Annotated in this window: 12 protein-coding genes; 2 read left to right on the top strand and 10 right to left on the bottom strand. The window is 71.7% G+C overall.

Annotation, left to right across the window (positions count from 1 at the left end; genetic code table 11):
• Window positions 1-48 precede the first annotated feature (48 nt).
• From truB to ACNYC2_RS18395, 7 genes are all read right to left on the bottom strand, one after another.
• Window positions 49-1101, bottom strand: coding sequence for a tRNA pseudouridine(55) synthase TruB (truB, locus tag ACNYC2_RS18365; protein WP_419703176.1), 1053 nt, complete (start codon window positions 1099-1101; stop codon window positions 49-51).
• A gap of 136 nt (window positions 1102-1237) precedes the next feature.
• Complete coding sequence (gene rbfA, locus ACNYC2_RS18370; protein WP_357502040.1) at window positions 1238-1678, bottom strand: 30S ribosome-binding factor RbfA; 441 nt, start codon at window positions 1676-1678, stop codon at window positions 1238-1240.
• Window positions 1679-1832: 154 nt separating this feature from the next.
• Window positions 1833-4847: a translation initiation factor IF-2 gene (gene infB, locus ACNYC2_RS18375; protein ID WP_419703177.1), complete on the bottom strand. Its 3015-nt coding sequence runs from the start codon at window positions 4845-4847 to the stop codon at window positions 1833-1835.
• 177 nt (window positions 4848-5024) lie between these two features.
• Entirely contained in the window at window positions 5025-5372 is a 348-nt protein-coding gene (locus tag ACNYC2_RS18380) for a YlxR family protein (RefSeq protein WP_419703178.1), read from the bottom strand.
• Window positions 5373-5378: 6 nt separating this feature from the next.
• Entirely contained in the window at window positions 5379-6428 is a 1050-nt protein-coding gene (nusA, locus tag ACNYC2_RS18385) for a transcription termination factor NusA (protein WP_419703179.1), read from the bottom strand.
• A 1-nt stretch (window position 6429) separates the two neighbouring features.
• Window positions 6430-7020 (bottom strand): ribosome maturation factor RimP, encoded by a 591-nt coding sequence (gene rimP, locus ACNYC2_RS18390; protein ID WP_419703180.1) that lies wholly within the window; start codon window positions 7018-7020, stop codon window positions 6430-6432.
• A gap of 85 nt (window positions 7021-7105) precedes the next feature.
• Entirely contained in the window at window positions 7106-7297 is a 192-nt protein-coding gene (locus tag ACNYC2_RS18395; RefSeq protein WP_419703181.1) for a hypothetical protein, read from the bottom strand.
• 16 nt (window positions 7298-7313) lie between these two features.
• Between ACNYC2_RS18395 and ACNYC2_RS18400 the strand changes: the two genes are divergently transcribed.
• Window positions 7314-8279, top strand: coding sequence for a DUF4439 domain-containing protein (locus tag ACNYC2_RS18400; protein ID WP_419703182.1), 966 nt, complete (start codon window positions 7314-7316; stop codon window positions 8277-8279).
• Between the two features lie 57 nt (window positions 8280-8336).
• Here the strand turns inward: ACNYC2_RS18400 and ACNYC2_RS18405 are convergent, their stop codons facing one another.
• On the bottom strand, window positions 8337-10163 hold the full coding sequence (locus ACNYC2_RS18405) for a proline--tRNA ligase (protein WP_419703183.1): 1827 nt from the start codon (window positions 10161-10163) through the stop codon (window positions 8337-8339).
• A gap of 101 nt (window positions 10164-10264) precedes the next feature.
• Between ACNYC2_RS18405 and ACNYC2_RS18410 the strand changes: the two genes are divergently transcribed.
• Window positions 10265-11191: an Fpg/Nei family DNA glycosylase gene (locus ACNYC2_RS18410; RefSeq protein WP_419703184.1), complete on the top strand. Its 927-nt coding sequence runs from the start codon at window positions 10265-10267 to the stop codon at window positions 11189-11191.
• A 17-nt stretch (window positions 11192-11208) separates the two neighbouring features.
• On the opposite strand, the gene ACNYC2_RS18415 is transcribed toward ACNYC2_RS18410, so the two are convergent.
• Both ACNYC2_RS18415 and ispG read right to left on the bottom strand, forming a co-directional pair.
• Window positions 11209-12168 (bottom strand): GNAT family N-acetyltransferase, encoded by a 960-nt coding sequence (locus ACNYC2_RS18415; protein WP_419703185.1) that lies wholly within the window; start codon window positions 12166-12168, stop codon window positions 11209-11211.
• A gap of 37 nt (window positions 12169-12205) precedes the next feature.
• Window positions 12206-13348, bottom strand: coding sequence for a flavodoxin-dependent (E)-4-hydroxy-3-methylbut-2-enyl-diphosphate synthase (gene ispG / locus ACNYC2_RS18420; RefSeq protein WP_419707854.1), 1143 nt, complete (start codon window positions 13346-13348; stop codon window positions 12206-12208).
• Between the last annotated feature and the right edge of the window lie 46 nt (window positions 13349-13394).

Consider the following 13394-nt stretch of genomic DNA (forward strand, 5'->3'; position numbering starts at 1 on the left):
GCCCGCACCGATCCCTGAAAGCCTAGCCGGAGCCGGGAGTGCCCGTGCTCAGTGGGCCGCGAGCACCAGCACGGGCTTGGCGAGGTTCTCGCCCCGCCGACGGGTGTCCTCCAGCAGTGCCACGAGCTCGCCCGACGGCGACAGCGCCGCCACGACCTCGCTGCGGTCCGACGGCGCGACCCACTGCCCGTAGCCGAGCGCCCGGACCTCGTCCTCGTCCAGCTCGCGCACCGGGAACGTGGCCCGGGCCGCCTCGGCCATCGGCAGGGTGGCCAGCGTGCCGTCGGCGTCCGCCTGCGTCTCCAGCTGTTCCAGCGTGCGGGCGCCGGCCAGGTCGTAGCCGCCCACGCGGGTGCGGCGGAGCGCCGTCAGGTGCCCGCCGGTGCCGAGGGCCACACCCAGGTCGCGCGCCAGGGCGCGCACGTAGGTCCCGGAGGAGACAGTGACGCGGACGTCGATGTCGACGGCTGGTACGTCGCGGGTCGGGGTCTCGACAGGCGGTTCCTGAGCTTGTCGAAGGGCGACCGACGGTGACGCACCGGGCACGTCCGGGTCGCCGTCCGGCACCGTCGCCGTGACCGGGCGGACCTCCAGGACCTCGAAGCGCGACACGGTGACCGGTCGTGCCCGCAGCTCGACCGACTCCCCTGCCCGGACCAGCGCGTACGCGCGCTTGCCGTCCACCTTGATCGCCGACACCGACGTCGGCACCTGCTGGATGTCGCCCGTGAGATCGGCGACGGCCGCGTCCAGCGCGGCCCGGTCCACCCGCTCGACGGCGCCGGGCTCGGCCACGGAGAGCACCTCGCCCTCGGCGTCGTCCGTGGTGGTCGCGACGCCCAGCCGGATCGTCGCGTCGTAGTCCTTGTCCGCACCCACCACGTAGGTGAGCAGGCGGGTCGCCTTGCCGATGCCCAGCACGAGCACGCCGGTCGCCATGGGGTCGAGCGTGCCGGCGTGGCCGACCTTGCGCGTCCCGGCGAGGCGCCGCATGCGCCCGACGACGTCGTGGCTGGTCCAGCCCTGCGGCTTGTCGACGACGACGAAGCCGTCGGCAGCCGTCGGACGGCGCGCCGGAGCCTGCTGGGTGGGGGAAGTCATGGGTACCAGTATCTCGTGGCTCAGGGGTGACGCGCGGCGCCGGGAGACGACGAAGCCACCCGCGCCGGCCGGAACGCACTGGTTCCGGCCGGACGTCAGGTGGCGTCGGCGCAGCCCGTCAGGGTCGCGACGGAGGTCACTCGGACTCTTCGTCGGCCTCGCGCGGCTTCTTGTAGGGGTCCTCGTCGCCCGCGTACCGGGCACCCGCACGCAGCGCCTCGAGCTCGGCGTCGCGCTTGCGAGCCTCGATCAGGGCGGCGTCGAGGTTGGCGGCGGTGTCCGGGACGGAGTCCAGGTGGAACTCGAGCGTGGGCGTCAGGCGGATGCCCGTCTGCTTGCCCACCTCGGAGCGGATCAGACCGGTGGCGCTCTTCAGCGCCGCGGCCGTACCCTCCCGTTCCTCGTCCGAGCCGTAGACCGTGTAGAACACCGAGGCGTTCTGCAGGTCACCGGTCACCCGGACGTCCGTGACCGTCATGAAACCGAGCCGCGGATCCTTGATCCGCGTATCGATCATCTGCGCGACGATCACCTTGATGCGGTCGGCGAGCTTACGAGATCTCGGGGAGTCGACCATCCATTTTCCTTTCCGGGGTCGCCGAGCCGGAGCCCGGTGCACTTGTCAGAAGCTCCCGGACGTGTCAGACGTACAGGTCACCTGAGTGATCTGTACGTCTGACACGTGGGTCCGGGTCTGACACGTGCACCGGGCTCCGGTTCAGCGGGGAACGTCAGACGCGCGGCTTCTCGCGCATCTCGAAGGTCTCGATGGTGTCGCCCTCGTTGACGTCGTTGAACGACCCGAGACCGATACCGCACTCGAAGCCCTCGCGGACCTCGGTGACGTCGTCCTTCTCGCGACGCAGCGACTCGATGGTGAGGTTGTCGCCAACGACCGTGCCGTTGCGGAGCACACGCGCCTTCGAGTTGCGGCGGATGCTGCCCGAACGAACCATCGAACCGGCGATGTTGCCGAACTTCGAGGAACGGAAGACCTGGCGGATCTCCGCGGTCCCGAGCTGGACCTCCTCGTACTCCGGCTTGAGCATGCCCTTGAGGGCCGCCTCGACGTCCTCGATCGCCTGGTAGATGACCGAGTAGAACTTGACGTCGACGCCTTCGCGCTCCGCCAGCTCCTCGACGCGCTCGCCGTACTTCACGTTGAAGCCGATGATCACGGCGCTGTCGACGGTCGCCAGGTTGACGTCGTTCTGCGTGATCGCACCCACACCACGGTGGATGACACGCAGCTCGACCTCTTCGCCCACATCGATCTTGAGCAGCGCGTCCTCGAGTGCCTCGACGGCACCGGACACGTCACCCTTGAGGATGAGGTTGAGGCTCTCGACCTTGCCCTTCTTGAGCTCGACGTCGAAGTCCTCGAGGCTGATCCGCTTGCGGCGCTTGGCCAGCGTCGCTGCACGCTCCGCCGCCTGACGCTTCTCGGCGATCTGGCGAGCGGTCCGGTCGTCGGGCGCCACGAGGAACGTGTCGCCGGCGCCCGGGACGCTGGTCAGACCCAGCACCTGGACCGGGCGGGCCGGGGTGGCAGCCTCGACCGCGTTGCCGTGCTCGTCGAACATCGCACGGACGCGGCCGTAGGCCGTGCCCGCGACGATCGCGTCACCGACGTGCAGCGTGCCGGCCTGGACCAGCACCGTCGCCACGGGACCGCGACCCTTGTCGAGGTTCGCCTCGATGGCCACACCGCGTGCGTCCTTGGTCGGGTTCGCCCGCAGGTCGAGCGACGCGTCCGCGGTGAGCAGGACGGCGTCGATCAGGCTGTCGATACCGATGCCCGGCTTCGCCGCGACGTCGACGAACATCGTGTCGCCGCCGTACTCCTCGGCCACCAGGTTGTACTCGGTGAGCTGCTGACGGACCTTCGAGGGGTTCGCACCCTCGACGTCGATCTTGTTCACCGCGACCACGATCGGCACGCCTGCTGCCTGCGCGTGGTTCAGGGCCTCGACCGTCTGCGGCATCACGCCGTCGTCGGCCGCGACCACGAGGATCGCGATGTCGGTGACCTGCGCACCACGTGCACGCATGGCGGTGAACGCCTCGTGACCCGGGGTGTCGATGAACGTGATGGCACGCTCGGTGCCGTCGTGCTCGTGCGTGATCTGGTACGCACCGATGTGCTGCGTGATCCCGCCGTGCTCGCCCGCCACGACGTCCGCGTTACGGATCGCGTCGAGGAGCTTGGTCTTACCGTGGTCGACGTGACCCATGACGGTCACGACCGGCGGACGGATCTCCAGGTCCTCGTCGGACTCGTCGTCCTCCTCGGCCTGCAGGTCGATGTCGAAGGCCCCGAGCAGCTCGCGGTCCTCCTCCTCGGCCGAGACCATCTCGATCTGGTAGCCGAGCTCCGTGGCCAGCGTGCCGAACGTGTCCTCGTCGAGCGACTGCGTGGCCGTGGCCATCTCGCCCAGGTGGAACAGCACGGTCACGAGCGCCGCGGGGTTCGCGTCGATCTTGTCGGCGAAGTCGTTCAGCGAGGCGCCGTGGCGCAGCCGGACGACGGTGGTGCCGTTGCCACGAGGGACCTGCACGCCACCGAGCGACGGGGCCTGCATCGCCTCGAACTCCTGGCGCTTCGCCCGACGCGACTTACGTCCGCGGACCGGCTTGCCACCGGCGCGCCCGAAGGCACCCTGGGTCGCACCGCGACCACCGGCACCACGACGCGGGCCGCCGAAGCCGCCACCGCCGCCGCCACCGGGACGACCCGGAGCACCTGCACCCGCGGCGCCGCCACCGGCACCAGGACGGCCTGCACCGCCACCGGGACGGCCACGACCGCCACCCGGAGCCGGGCGGTCGCCCGGACGCGGCATGTTGGTCTTGCCCGGCATCATGCCGGGGTTCGGGCGCGGACCGCCGCCACCGGTACCACCGGGACGGGGTGCCGAAGGACGGGGACCACCCGGACGGGGACCGCCGGAGCGCTCGCCGCTGGGGGCCTCGGTGCGCTCGGGGCGCTGCCCCGGACGCGGCATGCCCTGGCTGGGTGCGAACGGGTTGTTGCCCGGACGCGGGTTGCCGCCGGGTGCGGGACGCTCGTTGCCACCGGGACGGTCGCTGCCGGGGCCTGCCGCACCCGGGCGGCCACGGCCGCCACCGGGACGGGGCATGCCCTGGCTGGTCGCGAACGGGTTGTTGCCCGGGCGCGGGTTGCCGCCGCCAGGACGGTCGCCACCGGGACGGCCACCACGGTTGCCGTCCCGTGCCGGACGCGCGCCGGAGGGCGCAGCGGCGGCAGGCTTCGGCGCACCGGGCTTGGGGGCCGCGGCGGGCTTGGGCGCACCAGGCTTGGGGCCTGCTGCCGGCGTGGCGGACGCCGCGGACGCCGCCTGGCTCTCAGCTGCCGGAGCCGGGGCCGGGGCGGGTGCCGCCGGCGCGGGGCTGCTCGGAGCCGGAGCGGGGCTGGGGGCCGGCGCGGGCGCGGCCTCTGCCTTGCTCGGTGCGGGCGCCGGAGCCGGGGTCGGCTCGGCGGGCTTCTGGGCCGCAGGCTTCGCGGCCGGCTTGGGTGCGCTCGGCACGGGCTTCGCCGCGTCCTTGTCGGACGGGCCCGCTGCGCCACCGGCGGGGAACTTGTCGCGCATGCGCCGCACGACGGGCGGCTCGAGCGTCGAGGACGCCGAGCGAACGTATTCGCCTGCCGACTTCAGCTCGCCAAGCAGGGTCTTGCTTTCCACTCCGAGCTCTTTTGCGAGCTCGTAGACGCGGACTTTAGCCACAACTCTCCTGTCTCGGTCCATCCCAAGACAGGGAGGACCACCGTTAGTACTGAGTACTCATCGCTGGGGGCTCATCGGGTGCCCATCGGCGTCTGACCCGCTTCCTTGTCGACGAATCGCATAATTCGGCCCGACGCACGGTTGCGTCCGGTCGGAACAGTCCTGCGGTTGATGCACTCACTGGCCGAGGTGTGCTCGTACCTCACCGAGGTCGAGGGGCCCGTCGACGCGCAGTGCGCGCGGTACGGCCCTGCGACGCTCAGCGAGCTCCAGGCACCGCGGTTCCGGGTGAACCCAGGCACCGCGACCCGGCAGGCAGGCACGGACGTCGATGACGATGCGCCGTGAGGCTTCCACGGCGTCATCATGCATCGGGGTGTCCAGCACCAGACGCAGGAGTGCAGACCGCTGGTCGCGCTCCCGGCATCCGACACACGTGCGCACCGGACCCTTGAGGGCTGGAACGGGGTATGTCGAAGGACGGGCACGTGGCCCAGACTCAGACAGTCTACCGCGCCGACCCACCGGGCGTTACCGGCCGCTCTGTGTGTCGGAAGCCGCGCCACCTGCGTCGGCGTCGACGGCCTCGTCGGAGCGGATGTCGATGCGCCAGCCCGTCAGCTTCGCGGCGAGACGGGCGTTCTGCCCCTCTTTACCGATTGCGAGGGACAGCTGGTAGTCGGGGACGACGGCGCGTGCGGCGCGGGCATCGGCGTCCACCACTGTGACGGACGACACACGTGCGGGCGACAGCGCGCTCTTCACGAAGAGCGCCGGGTCGTCGCTGTGGTCGACGATGTCGATCTTCTCACCGTGCAGCTCGGCCATCACCGCTCGGACGCGCGCGCCCATCGGGCCGATGCAGGCGCCCTTGGCGTTGAGCCCGGCCACCCGGGTGCGGACCGCCATCTTGGTGCGGTGCCCCGCCTCGCGGGCGATGGCGGTGATCTCCACCGAGCCGTCCGCGATCTCCGGGACCTCGAGCTCGAAGAGCTTCCGCACGAGATTCGGGTGCGTACGGCTCAACGTGATCTGCGGGCCCTTCATTCCGCGGCTCACCTCGACCACGTAGGCGCGCAGCCGCTCGCCGTGCACGTACTCCTCGGTGGGTACCTGCTCGTGCGGCGGGAGGATCGCCTCGGTGCCGCCCACGTCCACCAGCACCATGCGCGGGTCACGGCCCTGCTGGATGACGCCGGCCAGGACCTCGCCCTCCTTGCCGCGGAAGGTGCCCAGCACCTGGTCGTCCTCGGCGTCCCGCAGCCGCTGCACGATCACCTGGCGGGCCGTGGCGGTGGCGATCCGGCCGAAGTCCTGCGGCGTGTCGTCGAACTCGGGCCCGTACTCGACGACGGGGCGGGCCTCGGAGTCCTCCGGGTCCTCGGGCGCGGGCAGCTCCTCGCGCGCCCACACGGTCACGTGGCCCGACGCGCGGTCCACCTCGACGCGGGCACGGTTGTACGCGTCAGGAGTCCGGTGGTAGGCCGAGAGGAGCGCCTGCTCGATGGCCGCCACGAGGATGTCCAGGCTGAGGTCCCTCTCGCGCTCCAGCATCCGCAGGGTCGTCATGTCGATGTCCATGTCAGCCTTCCTCGTTGCGGCCGGGGTGACCCTCGGTCGCGTTGTCAGAACCAGCACCGTCCGAGTCGTCGTCGGTGTCTTCACCTGCACTCTCGCCCAGTTCCGATGCCTCGGCATCCTGGGCCTCGAGCTTCTTGAGCTCTACCTCCACCTTGCCCCGGCGGACGTCGCCCAGCGGGATCCGGCTGTCGCCGTCGAGCACCAGGACGTCGCCGTCACCGTCGTCGAGCACGTCGGTGAGACGGCCCTCGACGCGGCTGCCGTCCATCATCTTCAGCGTGACCAGCCGGGTCCGGGCACGCTTGTAGTGCCGCAGCTCGGTCAGCGGCCGGGACGTGCCCGGCGTCGAGATCTCGAGCGTGTAGGCACCGGAGACGACGTCGTCCTCGTCCAGTGCCGCCGACATGGCCCGCGAGACGTCGCCGAGCCTGTCGGAGTCGAGGCTGCCCAGGGCGTCGTCCGGCAGGTCGACGGTGATCCGCACCACCGACGTGCTCCCCGCCCGGGTGACGGTCACCTCCTCGAGGTACAGCCCCGCGGCCTCGACCACCGGGCCCACCACCTCGCGGACCGCATCCGCCTGCTGTGTCATCGACTGCCTCCCGTCGGCTCCCCCACGTGCGCGGGGGCACGGTTCGAGCCGGAACGGTTCGACCGATGTGCTGTTGTTGTCTGCGTCAAGCGTAACGAAGCGCCGGGCCTCGGCACTTCGCGTAGAACGTGATGTCCGTGACCCGACCGCAATCGGTCCGGGCACGAATCGGCTTCTGGAACATGACATCATCGGCCACGATGAACCCCAACGGCCCGAGGGCCCGCACCCGAAGCCGGTCAGCCCTGACCGCGTTGGCCCTGACCTGCGCGATCATTCTCTCAGGTTGCGGCGTGCGGCTCGAGTCGCCGCCACCCACCGAGCCGGTCCCGGATGCGGTGGAGGTCGTGCGGCGCACCGCCGTGGCCGACGCCCTGCTCGTCGCGGACCAGGCCGCCGCCGCGGCGGTGGCCGAGGGCGTCAAGTCCGACGTGGCCGCCGAGCTGACGGCCATCGCCGAGGCCACGACGCTGCAGGCGGAGCAGCTCGGAGGCGAGTACGACTCCGGTCTGGGCGACATCGTGACCGAACGGTCGGATGCCTCGCCCTCCGCGACCACCCCGGAGCAGACGCCCAAGGCCGTCCTCACCTCGCTCGGCGATGCCGCGACCCGGACCCGTGCCGCCGCCGACCAGGCCCAGTCGGGCCCCCTCGGTCGCCTGCTCGGCTCCGTCTCCGCCGCCCAGGCGCGGTACGCCCAGGATCTCGCTGGGCTGATCGACGAGCGCGGCCCTGAGCTCCCCTCGACCCAGATCCCCGAGCCTCCCGAGGACGGCGCCGAGCCGAGCGAGGGCGAAGAGGCCGCGGCGACTCCGGCGTCGGCCACGGAAGAGCTCGCGGCGGTACCCACCGGCCTGTCCGCGGAGGAGCTCGCCACCCTGGTCCTGGCCGAGGACACCGCCGCCTACGCCCTCGAGGTGCGTGCGGCGCAGGCCGACGGCGAGGTCCGTGACCGGGCCTACGACAGATCCCGCGTGCACCGGGCGCGGGCCCAGGCCTGGGCCCTCCTGGCGGGTGTGGACGGGACCGACCAGGACCCGCGCCGGGTCGCCTACGCGGTACCCGGACCGGAGACGGCGACGCCGGACCTGGCCCGCGACGTCGAGGAAGACCTCACGCAGAACTACGCCACGCTGGTCGGCGTGGCCGAACCGGGCACCCGCGGCGTCCTGGTCGCGCTCATGACGGACACCACTCTGGTGGCCGCCCGGTGGGGCGCCCCGGCGACACCGTTCCCGGGCCTCCCGGAACAGGCCTGATCCTTCACGTCGGCCCCCGCTGGTCGAGCTCGTCGAGACCTCGACCAGCGAGACCGCTCACGCGAGGAGCGCGGCCACCTTCTCCGCCACCGCGTCCACGACGTCAGCCACGGGAAGCTGCTCCGCCTCGCCGACGCGCGGCCTGACCTCGACCAGACCATCGGCCAGGCCCTTGCCCACGACGACGAGCAGCGGGGCGCCGAGCAGCTCTGCGTCCTTGAACTTCACGCCCGGTGTCGCCTTGCCGGCCCGGTCGTCGTAGAGCACCTCGACGCCGCGGGCGGCGAGATCGGTCGCGATGGTCTCGGCCGCCTCGAAGATCTCGGTGCCCTTGCCCGCCGCTACCAGGTGCACGTGCACCGGGGCGACGTGCGCGGGCCAGGCCAGGCCCTTCTCGTCGTGGTTGGCCTCCGCGAGCGCGGCGAGCGCGCGCGTGACGCCGACGCCGTAGGAGCCCATCGTGACGACCGCCTGCTTGCCGTTCTCGTCGAGCACGACCAGACCCAGCGCCTCCGCGTACTTGCGGCCGAGCTGGAAGATGTGGCCCATCTCGATGCCGCGGGCGAGCTCCAGCGGGCCGGAGCCGTCGGGCGCCGGGTCACCGGCGCGCACCTCGGCGGCCTCGACGGTGCCGTCGGCCGTGAAGTCACGGCCCGCGACGAGGTCGAACACGTGCCTGCCGGGCTCGTTGGCGCCGGTGATCCAGCGGGTGCCGGGCACGACCCGGGGGTCGAGGAGGTAGCGGATGGCGGGGACCTTCTCGCCGTCGGCGCCCTCGATCTGCTCACCCTGGGGGCCGAGCGCCTGCGGGCCGATGTAGCCCTTGACCAGCGCGGGGAACTTCTTGAAGTCCTCCTCGGCGGCGGCCTCGGGCTCGGCGGGGGCGAGCGCGGCCTCGATGCGCTTGAGGTCCACCTCGCGGTCGCCGGGCAGGCCGACCACGACGAGCTCGCGGGTGCCGTCGGGCTGAACCAGGGCGAGCACCACGTTCTTCAGGGTGTCGGCGGCGGTCCAGGGCCGGTCGGGGCGCGGGAACCTCTCGTTCGCCAGCGCGACGAGCGTCGCGATGGTCGGGGTGTCGGGGGTGTCCTCGACGTGCGCGGCGGGCGCGTCGTCGTACGGGATCGCCTCGGGGACGGGCGTGACCACTGCCTCGACGTTGGCGGCGTAGCCGCCGGGCGAGCGCACGAACGTGTCCTCGCCGATCGGCGAGGGCGAGAGGAACTCCTCGGAGCGGGAGCCGCCCATGGCGCCCGACATCGCGGAGACGATCACGTACTCCAGGCCGAGGCGCGTGAAGATCTTCTCGTACGCCTCGCGGTGCTTCTGGTAGCTGACCTCGAGGCCCTCGTCCTTGACGTCGAAGGAGTACGAGTCCTTCATGATGAACTCGCGCCCGCGGATCAGGCCGGCGCGGGGGCGCGCCTCGTCGCGGTACTTGGTCTGGATCTGGAAGAGCGTGACCGGCAGGTCCTTGTACGAGGAGTACAGGTCCTTGACCAGGAGCGCGAACATCTCCTCGTGCGTGGGCGCGAGGAGGTAGTCGCCGCCCTTGCGGTCCTTGAGGCGGAACAGGCCGGCGCCGTACTCCTCCCAGCGGCCGGTGGCCTCGTAGGGCTCGCGCGGCAGGAGTGCCGGGAAGTGCACCTCCTGGCCGCCGATGGCGACCATCTCCTCGCGGACTATCGCCTCGATCTTGGCCAGCACCCGCAGGCCGAGCGGCAGCCACGAGTAGATCCCCGGGGCGGCGCGGCGGATGTACCCGGCCCGCACGAGGAGCTTGTGGCTGGCGACCTCGGCCTCGGCCGGGTCCTCGCGCAGGGTACGGACGAAGAGGGACGACATGCGGAGCACGTCGCCCTGGATGAGGCGTGCGGAAGACATGGGGCACAGCCTATCCGCGCGGGCCGCTGCGGCTCGCCGGAAATTCGGCAGCGCGGCGAACAGGCCTTGCCGCGGGTCGGGATGCGTCGGAGGATGAGGCCATGCCGGAGCTGCCCGAGGTCGCCGCGCTCGCCGACTTCCTGCGCGCCCGGGCGTCCGGGCGGACGGTCGCCGGGGTGGAGGTCGGTTCGATCGCCGCGCTCAAGACGTACGACCCGCCGGTCGACGCGCTCGCCGGCGGCGAGGTGACCGATGTCGCGCGGCACGGCAAGTGGCTGGACGTCGTGGTCTCGCCCGCCCCTGGCTCCGCGACGCCCGACGGCGCCCCGCTCCACCTGGTCTTCCATCTCTCGCGCGGCGGGTGGGTGCGCTGGGCGGACGAGCTGTCGACCAAGCCGGTCCGGCCCTCGCTCGGCGGTTCCGGCCGTGGTGCCGTCCTCGCGCTGCGCGTGCGGCTCGACGACGGTTCCGGGTTCGACCTCACCGAGGCCGGGACCCGCAAGCGTCTGGCGGTGCACGTGGTCCGCGACCCCGCCGAGATCGAGATGATCGCGTCCCTGGGGGTGGAGCCGCTGTCCCCGGAGTTCACCACCGAGGTGCTGGCCGGCCTGCTCTCGGCGAAGAACCAGCAGGTCAAGGGGCTGCTCCGGGACCAGCGTGCCATCGCGGGCATCGGCAACGCCTACAGCGACGAGATCCTGCACGCGAGCCGGTTCAGCCCCTACAAGCTGACGCGGTCGTTCACCCCGGAGGAGACCGCCCGGCTGCACACCGCGATCGGCGAGGTGCTCGCGGAGGCGATCACGGCGGCGTCGGGCAAACCGGCCAAGGAGCTCAAGGACGCCAAACGAGCAGGCATGCGGGTGCACGGCCGCACCGGGCTGCCCTGCCCGGGCTGGGACGGGACGCCGTGCGGCGACACGGTGCACGAGGTGTCGTTCGCCGACCGGAGCATGCAGTACTGCCCGACGTGCCAGACGGGCGGCAAGCCTCTGGCGGACCGCCGGATGTCCAAGCTCCTGCGCTGACCCGCGCGTACGTCAGATCAGAACAGCACGGTCGCGAACGTACCCACCTGCTCGAAGCCCACCCGACGGTAGGCCGCGACCGCCCGCTCGTTGTAGGCGTTCACGTACAGCGACACCACCGGCGCGATGGACGCGCGCGTCGCGGCGACCACCGCCGCCATCCCCGACTCGGACCAGCCGCGACCGCGGAACGCCGGCTCCACCCAGACGCCCTGGACCTGGGCGACTCCCCCGGCGACCGCGCCGAGCTCCGCCTTGAAGCCGACGGCGGGCCGCCCGCCGCCGTCGGACACGACCCGGACGAACGAGCGCCCCTCCGTGATGAGGGCCCGCACCCGCTCGGCGTACGCGGACCCGCCCGAGGCGACCGGCGAGTAGCCGACCTCCTCGGTGAACATCCGCACGCATGCGGGCAGCACGAGGCCGAGCTCGGCGGGGACCGAGCGGCGGACGGTGGGCTCCGGCGCGAGCGACGGCGCCGTCCCGATGGCCATGGACGGCTGGTCGGCGCGCACGTCGCGGGCCGGGGGCCAGTGGGGCGACAGGTGCTCCCAGAGCCCCAGCGCCGCCCACTGCTCCCCCACGATCGACGACGACCTGCGCCCGTGCACGCGCGCCAGCTCGGCGAAGGCGGCGACCGCCTGGGCCCGCCGCGCCGGATCCGCGATCGGGATCACCGGCACCAGGTTGGCGCCGGCCCAGCACACCGCCTCCAGCTTTCCGACGGCGGGGAAGCCCCAGGCCTGACCCGAGGCGGCGCCGAACCCGGCGCGCGCCGCGATCTCCAGCCGGGCGGTCGCGAGGACCGACGAGACCGGGTCCACCGCGCACACCCGCAGGGCCTGCGCCAGGTCCGCACGAGTCAGCGGGCGGGCGACATCAGGACGGTCACGCTGCGGCAGAATGTCCTGTTCGCCCGGTTGAGCAGGCCCGTCGGGGCGCGCTCCGGCGGGTACCGGGGTGCGCCAGCGAGCCATGCTCTGCTCCGTTCCGTGCTCCGTCTAGATCAGGTTCTCAGCCGACCGAGACGACGGGTGGGCCAGCCTGCACATCATTCTCCGGCGTAGGCATCGCATCCGCGATCCGCATCGCCTCTTCGATGAGAGTCTCGACGATCATCGACTCCGGGACGGTCTTGATGACCTCGCCCTTGACGAAGATCTGGCCCTTGCCGTTACCCGACGCCACACCGAGGTCAGCCTCGCGCGCCTCACCCGGCCCGTTCACCACGCAGCCCATGACGGCGACACGCAGCGGGACGGTCATACCCTCGAGCCCGGCCGTGACCTTCTCGGCGAGCGTGTAGACGTCGACCTGCGCGCGCCCGCAGGACGGGCACGACACGATCTCCAGCTTGCGGGGACGCAGGTTGAGCGACTGCAGGATCTGGTTGCCGACCTTGACCTCCTCGACCGGCGGGGCCGAGAGGGAGACGCGGATCGTGTCGCCGATGCCCTTGCTGAGCAGCGCACCGAACGCCGTGGCGGACTTGATGGTGCCCTGGAACGCCGGGCCCGCCTCGGTGACGCCGAGGTGCAGGGGCCAGTCGCCGCGCTCGGAGAGCAGCTCGTACGCGCGGACCATGATCACCGGGTCGTTGTGCTTGACCGAGATCTTGAAGTCGTGGAAGTCGTGCTCCTCGAAGAGGCTCGCCTCCCACACCGCGGACTCCACGAGGGCCTCCGGCGTCGCCTTGCCGTACTTGGCCAGCAGGCGCTTGTCGAGCGAGCCGGCGTTGACGCCGATACGGATCGAGATGCCGGCGTCCTTCGCGGCGCGGGCGATCTCACCGACCTGGTCGTCGAACTTGCGGATGTTGCCCGGGTTGACCCGGACGGCGGCGCAGCCGGCGTCGATCGCCTGGAAGACGTACTTCGGCTGGAAGTGGATGTCCGCGATCACCGGGATCTGCGACTTCTTCGCGATGATCGGCAGCACGTCGGCGTCGTCGGAGGTCGGGACGGCGACGCGCACGATGTCGCAGCCTGCCGTCGTGAGCTCCGCGATCTGCTGGAGGGTCGCGTTGATGTCGGTGGTGGGCGTGGTGGTCATGGACTGCACGCTCACGGGTGCGTCACCACCTACCTCCACCTTGCCGACCTTGATCTTTCGAGTCTTGCGGCGGGGGGCGAGTACCGGCGGGGGTGCCGCCGGCATGCCGAGGCTGATTGCGCTCACGAGTTCAGTATCCCTGCTTCAGAAG

The sequence above is a fragment of the Promicromonospora sp. NFX87 genome, assembly GCF_048564965.1.
In the GTDB taxonomy this organism is placed as follows: Bacteria; Actinomycetota; Actinomycetes; order Actinomycetales; family Cellulomonadaceae; genus Promicromonospora.